This is a genomic window from Pseudomonas sp. Marseille-Q5115 (assembly GCF_916618905.1).
Classification (GTDB): Bacteria; Pseudomonadota; Gammaproteobacteria; order Pseudomonadales; family Pseudomonadaceae; genus Aquipseudomonas; species Aquipseudomonas japonica_A.
The window spans coordinates 2,907,769-2,931,901 of the sequence record NZ_CAKAKI010000001.1; the positions used below are offsets into that span (position 1 = coordinate 2,907,769).

21 protein-coding genes and 1 pseudogene are annotated in these 24,133 nt (G+C 59.0%); 14 read left to right on the forward strand and 8 right to left on the reverse strand.

The window, feature by feature from the left end; genetic code table 11:
* Window positions 1-125: 125 nt before the first annotated feature.
* Window positions 126-536, forward strand: a complete 411-nt coding sequence (locus tag LG385_RS13370; protein WP_225774692.1) for a hypothetical protein — start codon at window positions 126-128, stop codon at window positions 534-536.
* Between the two features lie 171 nt (window positions 537-707).
* Here LG385_RS13370 and LG385_RS13375 read toward each other — a convergent pair whose 3' ends face one another.
* A complete protein-coding gene (locus LG385_RS13375; RefSeq protein WP_225774693.1) occupies window positions 708-1,013 on the reverse strand; it encodes an addiction module antidote protein in 306 nt (101 codons plus the stop codon).
* 283 nt (window positions 1,014-1,296) lie between these two features.
* Between LG385_RS13375 and ycaC the strand changes: the two genes are divergently transcribed.
* Complete coding sequence (gene ycaC, locus LG385_RS13380) at window positions 1,297-1,917, forward strand: isochorismate family cysteine hydrolase YcaC (protein WP_413247326.1); 621 nt, start codon at window positions 1,297-1,299, stop codon at window positions 1,915-1,917.
* 132 nt (window positions 1,918-2,049) lie between these two features.
* Window positions 2,050-2,616 (forward strand): antibiotic biosynthesis monooxygenase, encoded by a 567-nt coding sequence (locus LG385_RS13385; RefSeq protein WP_181116080.1) that lies wholly within the window; start codon window positions 2,050-2,052, stop codon window positions 2,614-2,616.
* 311 nt (window positions 2,617-2,927) lie between these two features.
* Here LG385_RS13385 and LG385_RS13390 read toward each other — a convergent pair whose 3' ends face one another.
* Entirely contained in the window at window positions 2,928-5,000 is a 2,073-nt protein-coding gene (locus LG385_RS13390) for a calcium-binding protein (RefSeq protein ID WP_225774694.1), read from the reverse strand.
* Window positions 5,001-5,171: 171 nt separating this feature from the next.
* Between LG385_RS13390 and LG385_RS13395 the strand changes: the two genes are divergently transcribed.
* A complete protein-coding gene (locus tag LG385_RS13395; RefSeq protein ID WP_225774695.1) occupies window positions 5,172-5,396 on the forward strand; it encodes a hypothetical protein in 225 nt (74 codons plus the stop codon).
* A gap of 39 nt (window positions 5,397-5,435) precedes the next feature.
* Here LG385_RS13395 and LG385_RS13400 read toward each other — a convergent pair whose 3' ends face one another.
* Complete coding sequence (locus tag LG385_RS13400; protein ID WP_263974695.1) at window positions 5,436-6,179, reverse strand: methyltransferase domain-containing protein; 744 nt, start codon at window positions 6,177-6,179, stop codon at window positions 5,436-5,438.
* A gap of 7 nt (window positions 6,180-6,186) precedes the next feature.
* Complete coding sequence (locus tag LG385_RS13405) at window positions 6,187-6,864, reverse strand: glutathione S-transferase family protein (protein ID WP_225774697.1); 678 nt, start codon at window positions 6,862-6,864, stop codon at window positions 6,187-6,189.
* A 153-nt stretch (window positions 6,865-7,017) separates the two neighbouring features.
* On the opposite strand from LG385_RS13405, the gene LG385_RS13410 reads away from it, so the two are divergent.
* The 5 genes from LG385_RS13410 to LG385_RS13430 all read left to right on the forward strand — a co-directional run bounded on the left by LG385_RS13410 (window position 7,018) and on the right by LG385_RS13430 (window position 13,054).
* On the forward strand, window positions 7,018-8,028 hold the full coding sequence (locus tag LG385_RS13410; RefSeq protein WP_225774698.1) for an AraC family transcriptional regulator: 1,011 nt from the start codon (window positions 7,018-7,020) through the stop codon (window positions 8,026-8,028).
* Between the two features lie 210 nt (window positions 8,029-8,238).
* Window positions 8,239-8,901: an aldehyde dehydrogenase iron-sulfur subunit PaoA gene (gene paoA / locus LG385_RS13415; protein ID WP_225774699.1), complete on the forward strand. Its 663-nt coding sequence runs from the start codon at window positions 8,239-8,241 to the stop codon at window positions 8,899-8,901.
* A complete protein-coding gene (locus LG385_RS13420) occupies window positions 8,898-9,848 on the forward strand; it encodes an FAD binding domain-containing protein (protein ID WP_225774700.1) in 951 nt (316 codons plus the stop codon). Before paoA ends, LG385_RS13420 begins: the two co-directional genes overlap by 4 nt.
* A 53-nt stretch (window positions 9,849-9,901) precedes the next feature.
* Window positions 9,902-12,112: an aldehyde oxidoreductase molybdenum-binding subunit PaoC gene (gene paoC, locus LG385_RS13425; protein WP_225774701.1), complete on the forward strand. Its 2,211-nt coding sequence runs from the start codon at window positions 9,902-9,904 to the stop codon at window positions 12,110-12,112.
* A gap of 27 nt (window positions 12,113-12,139) precedes the next feature.
* On the forward strand, window positions 12,140-13,054 hold the full coding sequence (locus tag LG385_RS13430; RefSeq protein WP_225774702.1) for a LysR family transcriptional regulator: 915 nt from the start codon (window positions 12,140-12,142) through the stop codon (window positions 13,052-13,054).
* Between the two features lie 101 nt (window positions 13,055-13,155).
* Here LG385_RS13430 and LG385_RS13435 read toward each other — a convergent pair whose 3' ends face one another.
* Window positions 13,156-13,932, reverse strand: a complete 777-nt coding sequence (locus tag LG385_RS13435; protein ID WP_225774703.1) for an SDR family oxidoreductase — start codon at window positions 13,930-13,932, stop codon at window positions 13,156-13,158.
* 314 nt (window positions 13,933-14,246) lie between these two features.
* Here LG385_RS13435 and LG385_RS13440 point away from each other — a divergent pair, with 314 nt between their 5' ends.
* Entirely contained in the window at window positions 14,247-15,497 is a 1,251-nt protein-coding gene (locus LG385_RS13440) for a multidrug effflux MFS transporter (RefSeq protein WP_225774704.1), read from the forward strand.
* A gap of 262 nt (window positions 15,498-15,759) precedes the next feature.
* Window positions 15,760-18,459: a M10 family metallopeptidase C-terminal domain-containing protein gene (locus LG385_RS13445; protein ID WP_225774705.1), complete on the forward strand. Its 2,700-nt coding sequence runs from the start codon at window positions 15,760-15,762 to the stop codon at window positions 18,457-18,459.
* Between the two features lie 315 nt (window positions 18,460-18,774).
* Here LG385_RS13445 and LG385_RS13450 read toward each other — a convergent pair whose 3' ends face one another.
* Window positions 18,775-19,401, reverse strand: coding sequence for a VOC family protein (locus tag LG385_RS13450; protein ID WP_225774706.1), 627 nt, complete (start codon window positions 19,399-19,401; stop codon window positions 18,775-18,777).
* Window positions 19,402-19,422: 21 nt separating this feature from the next.
* On the reverse strand, window positions 19,423-20,034 hold the full coding sequence (locus tag LG385_RS13455; RefSeq protein WP_181116106.1) for a LysE family translocator: 612 nt from the start codon (window positions 20,032-20,034) through the stop codon (window positions 19,423-19,425).
* Window positions 20,035-20,239: 205 nt separating this feature from the next.
* Between LG385_RS13455 and LG385_RS13460 the strand changes: the two genes are divergently transcribed.
* Entirely contained in the window at window positions 20,240-21,037 is a 798-nt protein-coding gene (locus LG385_RS13460; RefSeq protein WP_225774707.1) for a phosphodiesterase, read from the forward strand.
* A gap of 31 nt (window positions 21,038-21,068) precedes the next feature.
* Here LG385_RS13460 and LG385_RS13465 read toward each other — a convergent pair.
* Window positions 21,069-21,981, reverse strand: a pseudogene (locus LG385_RS13465) (LysR family transcriptional regulator).
* Between the two features lie 218 nt (window positions 21,982-22,199).
* On the opposite strand from LG385_RS13465, the gene LG385_RS13470 reads away from it, so the two are divergent.
* Both LG385_RS13470 and LG385_RS13475 read left to right on the forward strand, forming a co-directional pair.
* Complete coding sequence (locus LG385_RS13470; RefSeq protein WP_225774708.1) at window positions 22,200-23,540, forward strand: nucleobase:cation symporter-2 family protein; 1,341 nt, start codon at window positions 22,200-22,202, stop codon at window positions 23,538-23,540.
* Between the two features lie 30 nt (window positions 23,541-23,570).
* Window positions 23,571-24,080 carry a nucleoside deaminase gene (locus LG385_RS13475; protein ID WP_225774709.1) on the forward strand — a complete coding sequence of 170 codons (510 nt, stop codon included), beginning with the start codon at window positions 23,571-23,573 and terminating at the stop codon, window positions 24,078-24,080.
* Window positions 24,081-24,133 lie beyond the last annotated feature (53 nt).

Genomic DNA, 24,133 nt, shown 5'->3' on the forward strand with positions numbered 1-24,133 from the left:
AAACGGTAGTGGACAGGGGGTAACGTGCGAAGCTATCGCTCGGGAAGGATAATGAATAGTCCAAATCGACATGTTTGGCATAATCAGGTCACCATTGCTGGACTGAGATTTACCGAGGACTTGTTTTGGATATCGACAGGCGGTTGAAGAAGCGGCAACTGAATGTGCAAGAGCAGATCGCGATTGTTGCACATGAAATCGCGCTGACCGCCAACTTTTGGCGTGAGCAGGGCATTCCTGTTAGCTTGGCCAAGTACGCCGAGAGCCAAGGAATATGCTGGTCAAAAACCATCATCCTCGAACTAAATGTCGATTTTCCCGGAATGCCCCGCCTGTTCGGTCTACTGCTCACACAAACAGGACGATTCATTGCGTTTGAGCTTGATACGGACATCACACACCGCGAGCTGGAAACCGTGGACAGGTGGGAGGATGTATCAGCTCATCAGGACTATTCGGTGACGAAGAAAGGCACGAAAAAGGGCTATGCGGCTATAGCCTTAGAGGTAAGACGTGACTTGTTTAGACTGCCGTAAATCCAGCCCTCTCAACGCCCGAGATGGCGTGAGGTCGCTGGCTCACAAGACCTTGTCCCGCTAGTTTTCCAATCACCTTCGAGAAAACCACAGCTGGATCGCCTTTCGCCACGGTCCGCTTTGGGTCGAAAGCGCCCATCCAAAATGCATGCCCGTAGCATGCAATTGGCGTCACGCACTTCCAGCTTCTTGAAGCCGTTGGGGACGGATGGTCAGATCAAGGCCCAGCGCCCGGGTGACGTCTAGAAGGGTGCGAAGGGTGGGGTTCCCCTTTTCCAGACTTTCACCCAGAAGCGTCAGGGGCAGGCCCGTTTCACTGGCAATCTCACTCCGGCCCTTGGCGCTGCAAACGATGGCCAGCGCCTTGGTAATGTAATCAGCATCGCCGCTTTCGAAGGCGTCGACCAGAAAGACCTCAATGGACTCAAGGTCTGTGAGCCCCTCCGCCGGGTCGTAGCTGTGTAATTCTTCTTTCATCATCGCTCCTGGGGCCTGCTAGCGCATCGCATCTTGAATGTCGCGTGGTTGAGTATGCGACCCATCATCCCCGAACAATACACAACAACATCGGCAGCTCTGGTTAATCGACGTCCGCCGTTAAGCGGCACCGTTGTCCCTTATTTAGAAACAAACAGATTCTACATCGCCTGATTGTTTCGATAGCTGTCGCTAAGTACATTGGCTCACATGCACCGGCGACGTACTTCCACTCGGTTGCCATACCCCAATTTGAACACCCTTCACTCAAAGGAATGCCCTGATGCCTACCTACAACCGCCTGAACAAAAACGACGCCGTACTGCTGCTGGTTGACCACCAGACGGGCCTTATCTCGCTGGTACAGGATTTCTCGCCGAACGAGTTCAAGAACAACGTGCTGGCCCTGGCCGATTGCGGCAAGTTCTTCGGGCTGCCCACCATCCTGACCACCAGCTTCGAGCAGGGCCCGAACGGGCCGCTGGTTCCGGAGCTGAAGGAAATGTTCCCCGACGCGCCCTACATTCCACGCCCTGGCCAGATCAATGCGTGGGACAACGAGGACTTCGTCAAGGCGATCAAGGCCACCGGCCGCAAGCAGCTGATCATTGCTGGCGTGGTGACTGACGTGTGCGTCGCCTTCCCCACCCTGTCCGCACTGGCTGAAGGCTTCGATGTGTTCGTGGTCACCGATGCATCGGGCACCTTCAACGAAACCGTTCAGCAGGCATCCTGGGCCCGCATGTCCGCCGCTGGCGCCCAGCTGATGAACTGGTTCAGTGTGGCCTGCGAGCTGCACCGCGACTGGCGCAACGACATCGAGGGCCTGGGCAACCTGTTGTCGCAGCGCATCCCCAACTACCGCAACCTCATGAACAGCTACGCGGCATTGACGGCCAAATGAAAGGCTGAACACGCAATGGGGTTACTCGTAGCCCCAACCGCACCGATCCCGCTGATTACCAGCACAGGCATTCAATATTTCACCGCCGGGTGTCGCTGCCTCGAGCACCGCTATATTCCAAGGAAAACAAACATGGCCAGCCCCGCTCCCCTGACGGACATCGTGACCCTCGTCGTTCGCCATAAGGTACGTCCCGATGCCCTTCACACCTATGAAGAATGGCTAAAGCGATCCGTTCGCACCGCCATGTCACAAGACGGTCACCTGGGTGTGAATGTCATACGCCCTACCGAAGAGGATCACACCTTCACCACTGTGGTTCGTTTTGCCAAGGCAGAAAAACTGCAGGCTTGGGTCAACTCATCGGTGAGGCGTTCACTCATCGTCGAGGTCACGCCCTTGCTGCAAGACATCGACGCGCCTGAGGTGAGCAACGACCCAGAGTTCTGGTTCACCCCTACGCATGCTGACAAAAGCCAGCCGCCCAAATGGAAACAGGCGGTACTGAGCTATGTGGTGATCGCGCCATTGTCCATGGTCATCCCCCAGCTCTGGAGCCCCTTGTTCCAGCAGCACCCTGCCCTGGGCGGGGTGGTTGCGAGCAACCTGATCATTACGTTCTGCATCGTCGGGCTAGTGACGTTCGCAATCATGCCTTATGTCACTCGCTGGCTCGCGGGTTGGCTTACCGCCAAGTGACTCCTCTCAGGCGTTTGTTGAATGCTTGGGTAGTCAATGTAGCCTCGCTAGTCACCTCCGAAGAAAGTGGCCGGCTCGGGAGCGTTAAGTTCCAGCCCCTCCCGGATTCGGCGAGGCAGGGTAACTTCCGGACTGCATGAGCTTGCCAGGCTGGACTATTCGGCCATGGATATCATTCGCAGCTCCAGCCTGGCGGCTCACCTGCGCCTGCAGCCGGGCCAGTTCCGCGGCGTGGGTGGCCAAGCCGCTCCGGCTCGGCCACGTGCGCGGTGTCGGTCGCCGCGAATTCGGCTCCAGGCCGCTAGTTCCTGTCAGCCCAACACATGCCCCTGATCAACCTCCTCCGCCACCCCTATCAACCCAACCTGATCGCCCCCCGCAAACACCACGTTGCGCTCATCCAGGCTCTCTCTCCAGTCACCACTGATCGCGATCTGAAACTTGTGGCCCTGTGCGTCTGCTTCAACATCCTGCAGGTAGGTACGGTCCAGGTTGCTGTTGTAGGCCACTTTAAGCGTGGTGCCGGTGCCGTCGCCGAAGCCGGTATAACCCAGCTGCGCCACATCGATCTTGTCGTCCACCGTCAAGTGGTCGATCAGGTCGACGAAGCTCTGGCTTCCCGTGCGGTAGCTGTCGTCGGTGGAGGTGTAGCGGAACACGTCGTCGTTCTGGTGGTTGTCGGTCCACAAAGAGATGTCGGCTCTGTCTCCACCGTCGAGGCGGTCGGCGCCAGCGCCGCCGATGATGACATCCGCACCAGCGCCGCCATTGATCCGGTCATTGCCGCCCAGCCCGTAGAGGATTTCCGACAGGGCAGAGCCCGTAATCGTGTCTTTGCCCGAGGTACCCTCAACGGTCGCCGGGGTGAACACCAGGTTTTCGCTGTTCAATTGGCCTACCAGGTTGCCGTCCAGGGCCAGTTCGAAGCGTTGGCCGGAGGCATCGGCGTCGTAGCTTTTGAGGTAAGTACGGTTGCCGTCGGCACTGGCTTGCACGGCCAGGGTGCCGTCATGGCCATCGCCGATGCCGGTGAACCCCAGGCCGATCAGGTCGATACGGTCCTGGGCAGCGTCGAAGTCCTGGATGCGGTCGCTGCCGTTCTGGGACGCGGTGCGGTAGCTGTCGCTGAGTGCGGTGAAGCGGAAGATGTCTGCGCCAGCGCCGCCTTGCAGCAGGTCGCGGCCGCCATTGCCCTGGAGCACGTCGTCGCCCGCCAGGCCATGAATCACCTCGGCCGCATCGGTGCCCTTGAGGATTTCTTCGCCCGTGTAGCCGTCGATATGCAGCTTGCCGTCCGGGCTACCGAAGCTGGTATCCAGGCTGCCGTCGGTATTGAAGCGCACGATGCTGAAATCACCGTCGGTAGTACCCGTGGCGAGGATCTTGCCATCGGCTTGTACGGTCAGCGCCATCGGCGCGTCGGTCTCGAAGGTTACTTTGCCGTTGTCGCCGAAACTGTTGTCGTAGGAACCGTCCGTATTGAAGCGCGCCACGGTGGCCCTGGTGTCGCTGTCACCATGGCCCATCAGGATGATCTTGCCATCCTCCTGCACGGCAAGCACCGAGTCGTCGCCGAACCCCATGCTTGGGGTGAGAAAGAGCCGGCCATTCTCACCGAAACGGGTATCCACCTGACCGTCAGGATTGAAGCGCTTGAGGATAAACAGAGGATCCGCAAGGAGCAGAGGGCTGTACGAACCTCCGTACACAACACTGCCATCGGCTTGCACCGCAGTGGAAATCTCTTCGGTGTAGTAGTAGTCGTCGATAGGAATAGGCAGGGTCAGGATGCCCTTGTCGCCAAAGCTGTCAACCAGAGTGCCGTCATTGGCAATCTTGATTACTTCCGCTTCGTCGAATCCGCGGACGCTGAGCAGGGAAGTGCCATCTGTACCGACCTTCAGCTCCATCCCTACGAAATAAGCGCCAGTGTCAACAGTAATAGTACCGTTCTTGCCAAATGTTAGGTCGCGGGTCCCGTCGCTGTTGAAGCGCTCCATTTGCACACCACCATCCCAGGCGGGTTCATCTATGGCAATGAGTACCTTGCCATCAGGCTGCACCGCCGTCACTTCGGAGCGCGACGCCGGGGCAATCGCAGCGGGAACGATGTCGACGCCACCCTCATGAAAGCCGGTATCCAGGCTACCGTCTGCGTTCAGGCGGATGACTGAATGGTTCTGCTCGTAGCCGTAGCTTTCTTCGCCAGGCGCGCCGGGGTAACCCCATGCCAGGTATTCGGTATACCCACCCAGCAGAATCTTGCCATCGGGTTGGATCACGATGCTCTGGTTGTCGTCAAACTCGCCAGTGAGGTCGACCTGGACAGTGCCGGGGCCAGTTCTGACGGTATGAGTGCTCGCAGACGCGCTATTGGAAGTCATCACGAGGGTTTAGCCTTTGAATGGATGAGCTTATGACCTTAGCAGGCCTATATGAATGTTCACTTGCTCATCTCTTTATCAGGTAGGTCGAAGTACTCTCGATATCAGACACGCATAGTCACGCTGTACTATCCCCGAATAATGATGTTTGGAAGCTTTCAGGAAGGCCAGATGACTGACCGCTACCCGGGGAAAAACGAGGCACGCTGGCCCTTCGTTCTGATTGCGGCGGCGTTCTGGATATTAGCCATTGTTATGCTGGGTATTCACGCTTGGCTGGGTGCGATGGTGTTTTTATCACTGGGCATCAGCATGATTTGGCCGAACCTCTTTTACGGAAGAGAAGCCACCGAACGATTCAAGCGGTGGTTCGATTTTTTTTGCCGGTGGTTATGACAAAGACGAAGCAGCCAAGCCGCGCTTGGCATTTGAACGTCAAACCTTTCGCGCCCAGCTGCCGAACATCACATCGCCGATGTACACACCTGAAGAGGCTGAACGCTCCTGATCCAGCCGCTCTTGCAGCGTTTCAATGTCGACTTCGCTTGCACTGGCTACTCCCAGTGCAACGATTCGCGGCAGGCAGGCACGCACAATGTTGCCTAGGGCGTAAGGCGTATCGGGCGTTTGGAGCACGCATTCGGCCCGCACGCTTTCCACGGTCAAGCCTGCCTGCGTAAAAATGCCATGCAGGTTGAAACCGATGTGCAGGTCTGCCCCTTCACGAGCGATCATTTCCTGTAGCCAGGTTTGCGCTTTCTTATGCAAAGGGAAAGGCGCCAGGCTTGCAGGCACCATCGTCGTATCGTGTTCCTGAAAGAGCACGACGCCACGGGGGCGCAAATACTTCGACAGCGTACGGACCGTTGCCACCGGATCTTTCTGATACATCAGGACGCGTCGCCCGACAATGGCGTCAAACGTACCGATCGAGTCCGGCAGGGCCTGTAGTTCGTATTGCAGAAATGTGGCTGAGGGCTGGTCGTGTGCCGCGGTTCGCTGGCGTGCAATGGCTATGGCTGAAGCGTCATGATCGACGCCAACGACCTCTCCTTCTTTTCCCACCAGATCGCACAACAGAAAAGTCACATCGCCCGAACCGCAGCCCACGTCCATTACTCGCATGCCTTTTCCGATGCCCGCGTCGATCAGCAACCGGGTGGTGAAATCAGGTTTCATGCGTGTCTCAGCCCTTCGCGCCCAATAGCGCTTCATCCTTCGCCACTGCCCGCTTATAGGCATCACGGCTCATCAACTTCTCGGCGTAAGCGAGAAACGCAGGCCTGTGCGGCAGGGTTTGCAGCCCCAAACCCCACCCGATGTGGGAGCCAACATAGACGTCGGCAGCAGTGAAGCGCTCTCCGGCAATAAACGGATGCGCCAACACCGCGCGCTCAAGTTGGTCAACGGTACGCTCGTAGCTTCCGTAACCGAAGAAAAACTCCTGCTCCGGCTTCGGGTTAAAGCCAGCACGGTGATTGGTAACAGCCTGTTCCAGGGGCCCCGCGGCAAAAAATAACCAGCGGTAGTAGGCCGCTCGTTTTGCCGCTGCAGGCGCCAATTCGGCCGCGGGGAAGGCGTCCGCCAGGTACGCACAGATGGCGGCAGTTTCTGTTATGGTTTGCCCGTTATGCACGAGGGCAGGAACCTTCCCTATCGGGTTCACGTCGCGAAAAAAAACGACGCGTGGATCATCTGCGTTATCCACCGTTGGCACTGCCAGCGCAGCACCGCCCCACCGATCAGCCTGGCTGGTCGGCTGGTAATCCAGAACGACCGACTCATACGCGCAGCCGATTTCTTCGAGCATCCAGCGCACCATGCGGCCGCGAGAATTGGGGTTGGTATAAAACGTCATTGTCATCGAGAGCCCCTCCTGGCTCGGTTGGTCGATAACAATGGTAAGGGCGAAGCTGCACTACCCCTTCGGCGGTGTACGCCAGAATACTCGCCAAACGCGCCATCTGTGGGGCGTCGCATCACGCATTGCCGCTCACCTGCGGTTCGGAGCATATAAATGTCGCACCTTCACACCAGCGCCGAGCGGTGTAAATTGCCCCGGGTTTTCTGGCAATCGATAGAGCAACTGGGGTTGGCCCCATCATTGATTCAGCGGCACGCCCAACTGCCCCATGACCTTCACCTGAACGAAGCCGCTGTTGTCAGCACGCATCAGCTCTTTGCCGTTTGGAACGCCATTGAGGCACTTTCCGCAGACCCCGCGTTCGCGATCAGGATGGTCCGCGATACGCCCAGTTCGAAACATAAACTGGCATTTCTGGCAGCGTTATACGCGGCCAGCTTTCGCGATGGGCTTGCAAGGCTTTCACGCTTCAAGCGTCTATGCAGCCCCGACCAGATTCGCATCGAAGAGCGCCAAGGCAAGGTGTCATTCACCATTGAGTGGCCTTCTGGCACAGGGCCGGCGCCCTATCTCTCGGTCGAGGCCTCTTTCGCGTTGGTACTGGAGCTCGGTCGACGAGGCACCGGTAAACACATCAAACCTGTGGCGTTGAGCTTGAGACGACCGGCGCACACCCTGGAAACTCACTCGAGCTATTTCGCTTGCCCCATTCACTATGGGGCAGCTCATGATGAATTGACGGTGAGCGCCGCCGACCTTGATCTACCGTTTCTGGAGCACAATCCGGAAGTGATGGACATGATGGCGCCCGGCCTGACTGCCGCAATGAGGGAGATAGAAAGCCCCGTTGGATTCCGCGAGCAGGTAATCGAAGCGCTGAAAAAAGCGTTAGGGGACGGACGGCCAAGTTTGCGGTACCTCGCCCGAGAACTGTTGCAGAGCGAGCGTACGTTGCAACGACGCTTGGCCTCGGAGGGCACATCGTTCAATGCGATGCTCAACGAGGCCCGGCGCCAAGTGGGCTTTCATCTGCTGGCGAACACGGCCCTCGAGCTGAAAGAAGTGGCGTATTTGCTCGGTTACGAGGACGTCAACTCTTACTATCGGGCGTTCCGGCAGTGGGAAAAGGTGTCCCCCGGTCAGTGGCGGCTGCTCAATACTTGACCCTCCCACCCTCTTTTGAGGGGCTATTACTGAGCCCGGCTCATGATTGCATTCTGCCTGAGGCCATTATCGCCGAGGGTCCCATCACTTACGCTCATCGCTCGTACGATTCGTTAGCACGCACCGTGCGTGTGATCTCAAGTGGCGGTGGTGTAGTACCGCGTCATTTCGCCCCTGTAGCAACGCAAATTTGCGAAAGGAGATGTGGACTTGAACCCTCAAAACCCTCCCGAAAACGGATTCAAGCTGTCCCGACGGCAAGTCCTGGTAAGCACAGCCGGCACAGCAATCACGGCCGCTCTAGCGTCAGCCGACAATTCGCAAGCGGCAACCGTCAGCCATTCTTCTGCAAAGGCTCCAGCCAGCTCGCAAGTGACGTTTACGCTCAACGGCCGGCGCTACACGCTCGATGTGGACAACCGGACAACGCTGCTGGATGTTTTTCGTGAGCGCCTGCACCTGACGGGTACGAAAAAGGGTTGCGACCACGGCCAGTGTGGCGCCTGCACAGCCATTGTCGAAGGCCGACGGATTAACACCTGTCTCACCCTCGCGATCATGCACGAGGGTGACAGCATCACCACTATCGAGGGCCTGGGCACCCCGGATCATCCACACCCGATGCAGGCTGCATTCGTGAAGCATGATGGGTATCAGTGCGGGTATTGCACACCCGGGCAAATTTGCTCAGCCGTTGCGATGCTTGAGGAAATCAAGGCCGGCATCCCTAGCCATGTCACGGAGGATCTGATCGCGCCGATGCAATACACGGCTGCCGAAATGCGTGAACGCATGAGCGGTAACCTCTGCCGCTGCGGTGCTTACTCGAACATCATCGATGCCATTCAGGAAGTCGCTGGGGGCGCGGTATGAAGTCTTTCACCTATGAGCGCGCAACCTCCCCTGAAAACGCCGTCGCAGCTGCCGCGCATACGCCGGGCGCGCGGTTTATTGCCGGTGGCACCAATCTGCTCGATTTGATGAAGCTGGAAATTGAAGCGCCCGAGCACCTGATCGATGTGAACGGCCTGGCTTTCGATACGATCACCCCTGCCCAGGATGGTGGACTCAGAATCGGAGCCTTGGTACGAAATACCGATCTGGCCGCAGCTGCAGAGATTCGTAGAGACTACGCGGTGCTGTCAAAAGCGCTACTCGCTGGAGCCTCAGGCCAACTTCGTAACAAAGCCACGACGGCAGGAAATCTCCTGCAGCGCACCCGCTGCCCCTATTTCTACGACACCCATCAGCCCTGCAACAAACGGCGCCCCGGTACTGGTTGCGCAGCGATCGGTGGCGTCAGCCGTCAGCAGGCCATCATCGGGGTCAGCGACACCTGCATTGCCAGCCACCCGAGCGATATGGCGGTGGCCATGCAGGTGCTGGGGGCAACGGTGGAAACATTGACTCCAAATGGTCAAGCCAGGTCGTTTCCATTGACTGACTTGTACCGGGCGCCCGGAGAAACGCCTCATCTGGAGACCACACTGGCTGCGGGCGAGTTGATCACTTCAGTGGTTCTACCGAAGCCCGTTGGCGGCAAGCACATTTACTACAAGGTCCGTGACCGTGCGTCCTACGCGTTTGCGCTGGTCTCCGTCGCAGCCATAGTGCAGCCGGACAAAACCGGTCGCGTCGCACTGGGCGGAGTTGCCTATAAGCCGTGGCGCAACGAGAAAGCAGAAGCCCTGCTTCCCGAAGGCGGAGAAGCGATGGCGAACGAACTGCTCGCAGAGGCACGCCCCACTGCTCAGAACTCGTTCAAGGTAAAACTTGCGCAGCGCACTATCTCGATGGCGTTAGCTCAAGCCGCCTACTGAAGCAGCCCATAAGCCAACCGCTCTGCCTGCGCGCCTGACGGGGAACCCGGCCCATGAAATTCGATACGCCAGCAACCATCAACCCTATCGACCAGTTGAAAGTGATTGGAAAGCCTACCGACAGAATCGACGGCAAGCTCAAGACGACTGGAACCGCGACCTATGCCTATGAACAGAACGCAGCAGTTACCAATCCGGCTTATGGCTATGTCGTAGGCGCAGCAATAGGCAAAGGGCGGATTTCGTCAATCGACTCGACGCAAGCGAGACAAGCCTCGGGCGTTATTGCCATCGTTACCTACGAGAACGCGGGAAAGCTCGCTAGAGGCGAATTTTATGTAAGCCGGGCGTTGGCAGGGCCAAGGGTCGATCATTATCACCAGGCTGTGGCCATTGTCGTGGCTGAAACATTCGAGCAAGCCCGGGCTGCCTCTGCGTTGCTTCGCGTGTATTACGTCCGTGAAGCCGGAACCTTCGAGCTGGCCGCTGCGAAGGACTCGGCTCGGACGCCACCGCCAGCGGCGTTCGGACCACCCGCGCAAACGCTTGTTGGCGACTTCGAAGGGGCTTTCAAGGCAGCACCAGTGACGGTTGACGAGACCTACTCTACACCCGACCACGCCCACGCGATGATGGAACCGCACGCCACTATCGCGCAATGGCAAGGTGATCGACTGACCCTCTGGACTTCGATCCAGCAGATGAACTGGGGCGTTCGCGATCTGGCGAAGACGCTAGGTATAGCGAAGGATAAGGTTCATTTGATTTCGCCCTATATAGGCGGTGGGTTCGGGGGCAAGGGCACCATCCTCTGTGATGCGGTACTCGCCTCCCTTGCTGCACGCGAAGCTGGACGGCCAGTGAAAGTAGCGTTACCCAGACCGCTCATGTTCAACAACTTGACCCATCGGCCAGCAACCATTCAACGGATCCGGATTGGCGCCCAACGCGATGGCACCATCACGGCAATAGGGCATGAAAGCTGGTCGGGTAACCTGGACGGTGGACGTACCGAACCGGCAACCGCATCGACTCGCGCGCTGTATGCCGGGGCAAATCGTATGACTCGCTTGAAACTGGCCGTTCTCGACCTGGCCGAGGGCAATGCCATGCGGGCACCCGGTGAGGCGCCGGGAATGATGGCGCTCGAAATTGCCATGGATGAGATGGCTGAAAGACTCGGCATTGACCCCGTCAAATTTCGAATCATGAACGACACCCAGGTCGATCCCGAGCAGCCAACAAGGCCTTTCTCGAAACGTCAGCTTGTAGAGTGCCTAAGCAAGGGCGCGGAGCACTTTGAATGGAGCAGGCGAAGCGCAGCACCAGGTAAAGTGCTACGAGACGGATGGTGGGTTGGGATGGGTATGGCGTCTGCCATACGGGGGGCGCCGACAAGCAAATCGGCTGCGCGTGTCCGCCTGGATCGACAGGGCATCATAACCGTCGAAACGGATATGACCGACATCGGTACGGGTACCTACACGATCATCGCTCAGACGGCTGCCGAGATGATGGGCGTTGGTGTTGGCCAAGTTGTGGTCCACCTAGGTGACTCTCGCTTTCCCGAATCGGCAGGTTCAGGCGGGCAATGGGGTGCTGCGTCGTCCACGGCAGGCGTCTATGCAGCCTGCCTCAAACTCAGGGATGCGGTCGCCGAAAAGCTCGGCTTCGACCCCCAAAAAGCCGAATTTACAGAGGGTGAGGTACGCGAGGGCGAAAAACGGGTTGCACTCGCTCAGGCCGCAGCCCATGGAGACCTTCATGGCGAAGACCTCATGGAGTATGGCGACCTTGCGAAGCAATACTCACAACAGACCTTCGGTGCCCATTTTGTCGAGGTCGGCGTAAACGCTGCCACTGGCGAAATTCGCATCCGTCGTCAGCTGGCAGTGTGCGCGGCTGGAAGAATCCTCAACCCCAAAACCGCTCGAAGCCAGATCATCGGTGGCATGACCATGGGAGCGGGAGCCGCGCTTATGGAGGAAATGGTCGTCGACCATCGACTGGGCTTTTTCGTCAATCACGACCTTGCAGGTTACGAGGTGCCGGTACACGCCGACATTCCCCATCAGGAGGTTATCTTTCTCGATGAGGTAGACCCGTATGCGACACCGCTCAAAGCGAAGGGCGTGGGCGAATTAGGTATTTCCGGTGCCGCCGCCGCAATTGCCAACGCGATTTACAACGCAACCGGCGTGCGTGTCCGAGATTATCCGATCACCCTGGATAAACTCATCGATCACCTCCCCCACTACGCTTGATACTCTATGGCAATCACGGACTCCTCAATGCAACTGAGCCGAACGAACCTGGCTGACATCGTCTACTTCCTCGCCATCGCCCGGCATCAAAGTTTCAGCCGTGCGGGCCTGGAAGTCGGGATAAGCGCCTCTGCGCTCAGCCATGCCATGAAGGGGCTTGAAGCAAGGCTCGGTGTCCGGCTGCTGAATCGGACAACACGCAGCGTCACATTGACGGCCGCAGGCGAGGAGTTGCAAGGGCTCATCAGTGCTCCTGTGAACGACATCGGGCAAGCCTTGGAGGCATTGAACCGCTTACGCGACGAGCCTGCGGGGCGCATTCGGCTTAATGTATTGAGCGACGGAGCAGAGCTATTACTGGGGCCAGTACTGCCGGTTCTCGTAAAGCGCTATCCCAAGATCGAGATTGATCTCACGGTGACGAACAAAATGATCGACGTGATCGGGGATGGCCACGATGCAGGGATTCGCTACGGTGGCACTGTACCCGAGGACATGATCGCTCAGCGGCTATCACCGGATGTCCGCTGGAGCGTCGTCGGCACTCCCGAATACTTCGAACGCTATGGCGTCCCTCGGCATCCCGAGGACTTGAACGATCACCGGTGCCTGCGCATCCGTCTAGGCAATGCGCGCCTATACCAATGGGAGTTCATCAAAGAGGGCGAGAAGTTCGAAGTCGATGTGCCTGGCGCCATCACTCTGGACGAAACACGTATCGGCATTGCGTTGGCCATACGTGGTGCGGGTCTGATGTACGTACCGGAAGCGATCATCGCACCACAGGTTGCGAATGGCACCGTGATACCCGTCTTGCAGGATTGGACCTATACCGATCCTGGCTTCCATATCTATTACTCAAGCTTCAGGCAACTGCCCGTCGGTCTTCGGCTACTCATAGAGTTGATTCGCGAGCTTGAACCGATGGGCGCCCTGCCCTGAAAACCGCCGGCCTGAGCTATCAGGTGGCATAACGCTGGGGTAACTTCGCAGCAGAGGCGTGGGGTGTCTCGCCGCCGGCATCCAGGACAAAGGCATGTCATTCACGCGACGGTGTAACCGCCGTCGACGGCTAACGCGTGACCAATTACAAAGCTCGCCCCAGGGCTACACAGCCACAAAACAGCATCTGCAATTTCGCGGGCCTCACCCAAACGGCCGATAGGTTGCAGTTTCATTAGCTCGGCCATCGCATCGGGCTGGGTTTCAAGCATGGTTGAAACCATGGGCGTGTTGATTATCCCTGGACAGATTGCATTCACCCGGATCCCTCGGGCTGCGTATTCCAGTGCCACACTCTTGGTCATTCCGAGCACGCCATGCTTACCGGCGTGATAGGCAGAACGTCCAGCGATACCCACCAGGCCACCCAGCGATGAACAATTTACTATTGCGCCTCCCGTGCCTTGTTCGCGCATGTGCAGGAGTTCGTATTTCATGCAATTCCAGACGCCCCGCATATTCACCGAATTCACTGCGTCGAAGTCCTCGCCGGTAGCATCGGCGACTTCAGCCACAGGGCTCTGTATTCCCGCATTATTGAATGCGAAATCAAGCTGCCCATAGACGGCCACGGTGCGCTCGACCATGGCTTTTACCTGCGCTTCGTCGGCAACATTGCAGCAGACCGCCATTGCATCGTAGCCATCGGCGATCAATTGATCCGCCGCCTGCGCCACCGCCATCTCATTTATATCCGCCATAACTACGCTTGCACCGGCCGCAGCAAAAGCTTTTGCGGTTGCCAGTCCCATGCCCGAAGCGGCGCCCGTTACCAATGCAACACTCTTCTCAAACGAATACACAACTGAAGAATTCATCAATAATTTTCCTATCAAGCCATTTGAAAATCCCCACACAGGGTCGCCACTGACGTTAAGCCAACGCCCCTCGAACAACTACCGCCAAACCGCTGATGAACCAATGAGCTCCGCTCAGTAATCGACTGTCGAGAGTTTTACGTCGCAGGATGCGCGCTCAACGCGCATTCATGAGCCCAGTTCAGCGGTTCATCCTCTTATGGCCTGTACTCGCTGAACTCACGCTGGGATAACCTCGGGACTTCAATTTCCATTACCAAACCGCTGGCCGGCGAGTGCAGCCAGAGACGCAAGACAAAAAGAGCGAAAGCGCAATGGGCAATGCCACTTCTGATAATTCGCTAACGGCCCAGCCAGGGGAGGCGTTGGCGTTGCAAAGCCAGGGCAACAGCCTTCGGACTCTGCTGATCCTGAGCATGCTCATGGCGTTCGCCTCGATCTCAACCGACCTGTACCTGCCTGCGATGCCGGCGATGGCTGCGGCACTACACGTCAGCGGGGGAACGCTGGAATTTACCGTCACTGGATACCTGATCGGCTTCAGCTCGGGGCAGTTGTTCTGGGGGCCACTCAGCGACCGATTCGGCCGTAAAACTCCCGTGGCGATCGGGTTGGTGCTGTTCATCGTGGGGTCAGCGGGCTGCGCGTTGGCCACTGACGGCATGCAGATCATAGCCTGGCGAATTGTTCAGGCACTGGGAGCATGCGCCAACGTCGTCCTCGCCCGTGCCATGGTTCGGGATCTCTATCAAGGGCGCATGGCGGCTCAGAAGATGTCTACGCTCATGACCATCATGGCCGTAGCGCCGTTGGCAGGGCCAACGCTAGGCGGGCAGATATTAAGGCTGGGATCGTGGCAGGCAATATTCTGGACCCTTGTCTTGATAGCTATCGCTACCTTGGCGAGTTTGATCCTTCTGCCCGAAACATTGCCTTTTAGCCGCCGTAGCCCTGCTTCCCTGAAAGAAATCGCCATTCGCTATGGAAGCTTTTTCCAGGACAGACGCTTTCTCGGCTACACCGCTGCGGGCGCGTTTTTCTATGCGGGAACATTTGCCTATATCGCCGCATCTCCCTTCGCCTACATCACCTTTCACGGAGTATCGCCACAGCTGTATGGCGCGCTCTTTGCGTCGGGGATCATTGGAATGATGGCGACGGCGCAAGTGAACGCAAGGATGCTGAACCGTTATGACACCCATACGATGCTGCTGATAGGCAGCGTTATTTCGGCTATCGCGGGGTTAATGCTTGCCTTCAACACAGGGGCAAACTGGGGTGGCCTGGGGCTGATGATTGCCTCCTGCTTACTGTTCGTTACGGCGACCGGCCTGGTGCTTGCGAACTCGGTGGCGGGCGCCCTGAATCGCTTTCCAGAAGCCAGTGGATCGGCATCTGCCTTGGTAGGAGCGCTGCAATATGGTTCGGCAATGCTCGGTTCCGCCGTTGTAGCCATCTCTGCCGACGGCACCCCTTGGCCGCTTGGCTGGGTACTCGCTGCGTGTGGGGTTGGCTGCTTTGTGTGCGCTGGCTGGGTTTACCGAGTGGAGAGGCGTAAACCCTAGTCAATCCGGGGTAGCAAAACGGTAGGTCGACACCGGGACCTGGTTATTCAGACAAATTCGGCCGACGGTGAACGGCTGCTTGGGGTTGTGGATTCAACCAGTGGACGCAAAGCACCGGCATCGACAAAATCGTGGATTGGATCAGAAGGCCACAGCACGAGTTGAACCTGGACTACCCTTGTACCGACCTTCATACAACAAGCCAGGCCACGCCACCGGTGCATAGGTACCCAGGCAGCAGCCGGCGAACCCGGGAGTTCCAATGGCCACTACCTACTTCAATGTCCGCGACTACGGCGCGGTTGGCGATGGTGTTACCGACGATACCCACGCTATTCAGGCAGCCATTGATGCCGCCAGGGCCGCCGTCGAGTCCGCCGACGCGATAATCGATGCCGAGGTGTACCTGCCTGAAGGCACGTACATCGTCAGCGGCAATCCTGAGCTGAGCGCCAGCAGCTGCTTGCAGCTGTATAACCGGGTGACCCTAGGCGGTGACGGGGCCGACGCCACCAGCCTAAAGCTTGCCGATGGCTGGGACAAGCCCGTTACCGGTATCGTGCGAACCGCCGGCGAAACACAGCACGTTGGCGCCCATGACCTCACCATCGATGGCAACAGCGCGGGCACCAGCGGGCGCGTGGATGGCTTTACCACTGGCGGGGAGAACCTGCGTGACAACCCGGACACAGGCGTCAGCCTCAGCGGTGTGGCGCTGGTCAATTGCAGCGGCAACGGGCTCAACGCCCAGGAGAACACCTACGGCCTGAGCGTTACCGATTGCGTGGCCAAGGGCAATGGCCTGGATGGGTTCTTCGCCCACTTGGTTGGCCAGTTCAGCGAATACGTAGACGCCGGCGGCTTCCAGGACAACCGCAGCGAAAACAACGGCCGCAACGGCTTCACCTTGCTGCTGGACAACTACGAGACCACCCTGGCCGACAACGACGCTGCCAACAACAATGGCCGCGGCCTGCTCATCCAGGGCCCTCCGGGCGAAGAGCCGAACGGGCGGGTGCAGATCACGGGTGGCGAGGTGTATGGCAACAGGGACGAAGGGGTGCTGCTCAAGCTCACTGACCAGAGCCGGGTCAGCGGCGTGACCGTGCACGACAATGGCGGCGCGGCCGTAGGCGTGGTCGGTAGCTCGGGAAACACCATCTCCGGCAATACCCTCTACAGTAACGTGCTGGACCATGGCAACGCGGAGGTGCTCATACAGGCCTCGGACGACACCGATGTAACCGCCCTGGGCGCGGCTCAGGGCAACGTGGTGTACAACAACATCATCAGCAGTGGCAGCGCCAGCTATGCGGTGGCCGAGCGCAATGAAGACCCTATTGGCTTCAACACGGTGTTTGATAACTACTTCAGCCGCCTGGGCGATCCCGCCACGCTGTTGTATGGCATCGACAGCGACGCCTTCGGTAACCACCTTGGCCTGGTTGTAACCGGCACCGCCAGCAGCGACCTGCTGCGCGCGAACCCGATAGCCGACACCCTGCTCTACGGCGGTGCGGGCGATGACCGCCTGGTTGGCGCTGCCTATGACGACCTGCTTTACGGCGGCGCCGGCATCGACCGGCTGACCGGCGGCACGGGCGCGGATACCTTCCGCTACACCAATGCCGGCGACAGCGTACGCGGTGCCAACGACGTGATCACTGACTTCAAGCCCGGCGAGGACCAGCTCGATGTGGCCAGCCTGGGCTTCAGCGGCCTCGGCAATGGCCACGATGGCACCCTGCGTTTGACCTATAACGCCAGCCTGGACCGCACTTACCTGCGCAGCCTGGACGCTGATAGCCAAGGCCACTACTTCCAACTGGCGCTGGCGGGCGATTACCAGACGCGGCTGCATGCCGGTGACTTTGAAACGCTGATCCAGGGCACCTCCGGCGCGGATGTCTCCACTGGCAGCACCGCCAATGAAACCCTCGTCGGCCTTGCCGGGGCTGACACCCTCAGCGGCGGCGGGGGCGCCGATTACCTCATCGGGGGCGCCGACGCGGACCGGCTCACGGGCGGAGGAGGCGTGGACACCTTCGTCTTCAGGGCGGTGACCGACAGCTACACCAACCCCACGCTGGGCGTGCAGGCCAGCGACGTCATCACCGACTTTGACTATGACACCGACGTGCTCGACCTCTCGGCCCTGGGGTTCACCTCCCTGGGCGACGGCCATGACGGCACACTGACCTATTCCAGAAACGGCTCGTCACAGTCCATCACCCTGCAATCGCTGGATGCCGATGCAAACGGCAACTTCTTCAAGCTGGTGCTCGAAAACGAGACCTACATCAATAACGCAGCCATTCGGTTTGGCGATCCGGTCGCCACCCATTTCAATCAGCAACCCGCCAGCTACGACGATTACTCCATCGACTCGCCAACCACCGGGGACGACACCGTCGTCGGCTATTACAGCGACGACCGTATCAGTGGCCTGGCAGGCAACGACACCCTGCGCGGTATGGCCGGTAACGATACGCTCGCAGGCAATGCCGGAGCCGATTTCCTGGATGGCGGCAGTGGCAATGACACCTTGGTCGGCGGCAGCGGTAATGACACACTCAGCGGCGGCGCCGGGGACGACTTGCTTACGGGAAATACTGGCGTAGACCAGCTGTTTGGGGGTTCGGGCGCCGATACGTTCCGCTATATCAGCAGCGCCGACAGCCTGCGCGGCGCCAGCGACATTATCGAGGACTTCTCAGGCCAGCGAGACCTGATCGATGTGTCGGCCCTGGGCTATACCGGCCTGGGAAGTGGCCACGATGGCACGCTCAAAGTCAGCTACAGCGCCGCGGGGGACCGTACTTATATCAAGGACTTCACCACCTTCGGCGACAACGGCCAACGCTTCGAGATTGTTTTGGCCGGGGACCACAGCCACGACCTGGGCGCGGACCAGTTCGTATTCGCCGATGCCGGTCCTGAGCTGACGCTGCTGGGGGTGTAGGGCACTTGTGAGTTACCCATGGGGATCAATTGGCGCAACACAGACCAGTTGAATAGCAGCATCCGCCTTCATCGCTCGATGGACAGTGTTCGCGTCAAAGGCCGCTGCTGCCAGGTATCGTCATTTGAACCCACGCTGAGAATGACGCTTAGCAGAGGGACATGCCTGGGGGTGAACGGCAATCAGACGACTGCTGCGACTTGCGGAAGAGCTCGCTAAGGGTCGATACCCTTATTAGCCGTGGCGCTCCAATCAAACCTGGGATATCGAGGCAAGGTACAGCTGAAATGCAGGCTGACCACCTAAACCTTGGCACTAAAGGCTTCTGAGGCCGCTCGGCGTCTCGATGTAGGCCTGCAAACCATATCGCTCACCGCGCAGAACAGTGACCGGCCCGGAGAAGCCAATAGCCTCCAAATTCTGTTCCACTAACTCCGAGTCAGGATGAGTGATTTCCAAGCGTTGCAATGCACAACCCTTATCGACCATCCCCTGCACTGGATGCGTCGAGGCTCCCCAGTCGATCAGGCTGGGGATAACCCCTTCCTGAGGTAAATGCCCGTCAGGTTGAATCGAGATAGTCCAGGACAGCGTTCCCCTGCTCATCGGCTCGACCTCTCCAAAAACCTTCCGCAGCCTTTCATCTATGTCAGCCAGGTGCTCTGTACGTGCTACCCAGTGCGCCAGATAAGGAGCGGCCTGTGCACTCAGCTCATCCAAGCCGAACCACCGTGGTCTAGTGGGTACGGGAGCAGCATGGTCAGGGGCAATGACCTCGAGATAGAAATGCTCCCCCAGCCGCAGCAGCAGATTATGCGTACTCATACGTGCATGCTTACCACCGGGCTGCAACTGCACACCCAGCGCCTGCTCGACAAGTTCCGCGCCTGATGCAAGCGTGGGTGACACGATGATCAGATGATCCAGGGTGGAACGCCTCATATGCACAGCTCCAGACAGGGCTCAGGCCGTGGGTTGGCTTTGCAGCAGCGGATACAGCGATAGCACCAGCAACGCCGCCATGCCCCAGTTGAACAGGCGCAACCAGCGGGGCACCCGCAGCACGTTACGCAAGGCGCTGCCGAAGCCTGCCCATACGCACACGCTGGGAAGGTTGACCAGCGCAAACACCGCGGCAATCACCAGCACGTTATAAACGTAGCCCTGAGCCGGAACATAGGTGGTGATAGCCCCCACGGCCATCACCCAGGCCTTGGGGTTCACCCACTGAAAGGCGGCGGCGCCCAGGAAGGTCACCGGCTTGCTGCCCTGCCCGCCCGCCTCGCTCATGCCCCCGGAGGTGGCGATGCGCCAAGCCAGGTACAGCAAGTAGGCCGCGCCTGCCCAACGCAGGGCGGTGTAGGTCCAGGGCACGGCGTTGAAGATTTCCCCCAGGCCCAGCCCCACCGCCACCACCAGCAGCATGAACCCCAGGCTGATGCCCAGGGCGTGGGGAATGGTGCGCAGGAAACCGAAGTTCACCCCCGAGGCCAGCAACATGGTGTTGTTGGGGCCAGGGGTGATCGACGAGACAAGGGCGAAAAGCGCGAAGGCAGGCAGCAGGTCAAGGAGCATATCCGTATGTTCTCTAGGAGTTGTAGCGTTGACAGTACCTCACAACGTGCGCGGCGGGACCGTACAGCGGCGTATGGATTCACCGCTACACTTGTTGCATTCAGAGGTTTGGCGTTGGCCCTTGAGCATGGTATGTGGAGCTGAGCTTGGCACAACCTCCGCCAACCTTCATCCTGACCGCCGCGCTCGCCAGGAAGATTGCACCATGCTGATTGCCCACCTCTCAGATCTGCACATCAGGCCCAAGGGCGTGCTCTATCAGGGTTTGGTCGACTCGAACAGGATGTGCGAGCAGGCGATTGCACACCTGAATCTGCTCAGGCCCCGCCCCGATGTCGTGATAATTACCGGCGACCTGGTAGATGAGGGCCTACCGGAAGAATACGAAATGGCGCGGGCGTTGCTGGCGGGTATCGAGCAGCCGTTGTTGATGATTCCCGGTAACCATGATGATCGGGCCTTGCTGCGTTCTACCTTTTCGCAACCGTCCCTCTCTTCAACCGCAGGGCCTATGCACTTCATTGCCGGCGACCTTGGGCCGGTGCGGATCATTGGAGTGGACGTGACCGTGCCAGGGGAACACCACGGCGACATGACCGAAGCGGCTCGGCTCTGGCTCGATACAGCACTCGCCGAGGAGCCCGCGCGCCCTACCCTGCTTATGCTTCACCAGCCGCCATTCCTAAGCGGCATTCCCTATATCGACACCTATGCCTGCCGAAACGCAGACAGGCTTCGCGAGGTCGTGCAGGGCTATCCCGCGATAGAGCGTGTGGTGTGCGGGCACATCCACCGCTCGATGCAGCTACGTTTTGGCGGAACAGTTTTGTGCACCGCCCCTAGTACCACCACTGCAATCGGGCTGGCGCTGGATGCTGAAGCTGAAGAGGCTTCCTATATCGAACCGCCTGCGCTGCTGCTCCATCATTGGAAACCGGACACGGGGCTGATTACCCACTGGGTTCCCATCGGCACGTTTCCCGGGCCACTGCCATTTGCCTGAGTGGCCAGCCGGATCGCTCGAAGCCCCGCAATCACAGCGTGGTGGTCTTCCCGTTGCGATCCAGTTCAAACACCTTGTTGCCTTGCAATGTCTCTTTCAACCAGCGCTCAGCCTTGCCCAAGGGCCTTTGGCGGGCCCATAAGAGGTCGACCCCAATTTGCCAATCGGTATGCGGGTAGGCCGAGAGTTGCAGTTCTACCAATTCGCCGTCGGCCAACTCACGTTGTATGAGTTGACGGGGCAACGTTGCCCAGCCGAGCCCGGCTCGCACCATTTCCAGCAGCACCGGGTAGCTTTCCGCTTGCCACAATTGGGTTGAGCAGGTATTCGCTGCTGGGCAGTTTGCTTGCGTGGGCACTGAAGGCCAGGCGCCGATGGACGTGAAGGTCGTCGAACGTCACGGTATCGAGCTGCGCCAGCGGATGGCTGGGATGGCACACGTGCAGCATGATCAATTTGCCCAATTGCTGGAACTCCAGCTCCTTGGGATAGCCCGGTTGTGAAAACGCCACGCCGAGCACCGCCTCGCCACTGCTTACCAACTCACTGACGTCGCCATGGACCGGATGGCGGATGATCAGGTCGACAAAGGGAAACGCCTGCTCGAACGCCTTGAGGGCCGGCATGACCGGCCCGTACGGCGTTTCAATGGCCAGCGTAAGGCTGGGCTCCACGTTTTCCGAAAGGCATTGGGCATGTGCCTCGAAGGTCATGCACCGCTCGAGCACGGCTTCGGCCTGGATCAGCAGTTTATGGCCGCTGGCGGTGAGTTGCGGGCTGCGGTTGGTGCGGTCGAAAAGGTCGACGCCAAGGTCGGTTTCCAGGTTGGCAATCGCTGCACTGATGGTCGATTGAGTCTTGCCCAAGGCACGACCCGCCGCGGAGAACGATCCGCTTTTAACCACTTGTATAAACATCTGCAGTTGGTCGACTGAGAAGCGCAACGGTATGACTCCTGCTCGTGAAAGGCGGTTCATATAAGGGCCGCCTGATTGTGCCGCCTGCGCACCATCGAAAAAAGCGATAGTTGCCAATTTGTTTCATCGCTGAAAACGCTCGACCATGGCCCCGCATCCCATCGGGCTCCCGGGCCAAACCCTCCCTGTATCCCCCGAGCCCTGTCCCCAATCCCTCCATATGCTGCACTTCAGGAGCTTGTGACATGAATACACAACGCATTCATCCGGTGGACGAGGTTCTGCCCTTGCGGCAACTGGTCACGTTCGGCTTGCAGCATGTGCTGGTGATGTACGCCGGGGCAGTTGCGGTGCCTTTGATTCTGGGAAGCGCGATGGGGCTGAGCTCGGCGCAGATCATTTTGCTGATCAATGCCAACCTGCTCACTTCCGGTTTAGCCACGCTGGTTCAGACGCTCGGCTTCTGGAAGTTCGGTGCGCGCCTGCCCTTGATCCAGGGCTGCTCGTTCATTGCGCTTGCACCGATGATCATGATCGGCAAAGAGTTCGGGCTCAGCCAGATCTTCGGCGCGGTGATTGTCGCAGGCTTCATTACCATTGCGTTGGCACCCGTATTCAGCCGCCTGCTTCGCTTCTTTCCGCCGGTGGTCATTGGCAGCCTGATCACGATCATCGGTATCTCGCTGATGCCGGCTGCGGCGATCTGGCTGGGGGGTGGCAACCCGGACGCAGCGGATTTCGGCAGCCCGGCCAACCTGCTGCTGGGCCTGGCCACGGTCAGTGTCACGCTGGTGGTTTACGCCCGGTTCAAAAGCTTCATCGGTAACCTTTGTGTGCTGATCGGTTTGTTCGTCGGCAGCCTGATCGCGGCAGCCTGTGGCATGACTCAGTTCAGCCGGGTGAGTGAAGCAGCCTGGTTTGAACTCAGCGCACCGATGGCATTCGGGGCACCGGAGTTTTCGCTGGCGCCCATCCTGATCATGACCTTGGCCATGCTGGTGATCATGGCCGAGACCACCGGCAACTGCCTGGCCATCGGCAAACTGACCGGCAAACCGACCACTCAGCAAACGTTGGGCAATGCGTTCCGCGCCGACGGCCTGTCGACCATGGTCGGTGGCTTGTTCAACAGCTTCCCCTACAACGCGTTTACTCAGAATACCGGCCTGATTGCGCTATCCAATATCAAGAGCCGCTTCGTCGTGGCCGCCGCCGGCGCAATCCTGGTGCTGATGGGGCTGTTCCCCAAGCTTGGCGCGTTGATCGCGGCGGTGCCCACTCCAGTGCTGGGTGGCTGCGCAATCGTCATGTTTGGCATGACCACAGTGGCGGGGATTCAGGAACTGTCGCGCGTGCAGTTCGAAGGCACTCGCAACGGCATCATCGTCGCGGTCTCGGTCAGTGTGGGTGTGCTGCCGATGTCCTTTCCGGCGCTGTTCGAACACGCCGGTTCCACACTGAAACTGGTCCTGGACAGCGGGATCTTTCTCGGTGCGCTTACGGCGATCGTGCTCAACGTACTGCTTAACAATGAAAAAAAATTGACCGACGACGTCGGCGTCTCAACGGCTGAACTGGCCGATTGAATGTTGTTTTCCCACTGCCCGGAGTTACCCATGAATCAATTCACTCAGCTCATTCCCGCTGGGGTCAGCGAGCTGGACCTGGCATTGCTGCGCCAGGCCATCACCTTGTCGCAGGCATCGAAACAGCGCGGTCGTCATCCGTTCGCAGCGTTGGTCGCTGACCGCAACGGCAAGGTCATTGTCGAAGCGGGCAACAACTCGATGCCGCCGGAGGGCGATCCTACCCAGCACGCCGAACTGGTCGCGGCAGCCGCCGCCGCCAGGCTTCTATCTCCGCAGGAGCTTGAACAATGCACGCTGTACACCAGCGCCGAGCCCTGCTGTATGTGCGCCGGCGCGGTGTATTGGACTGGGATTGGGCGAGTGGTTTATGCCTTGTCAGAGCACGCGCTATTGGAGCTGACGGGTGATCATCCCGAGAATCCCACCTTCGCCCTGCCCTGTCGCGAAGTATTTGCCAGGGGCCAGCGCAAAGTGAGTGTATTGGGCCCGATGCTCGAGGCCGAGGCCAGCGAACCCCACAGGGGGTTCTGGTCGTGAAGGGGTCTTGAACGGAGGGGCCTTGAGCGGGCCAACGCTGCCAATTACGACAC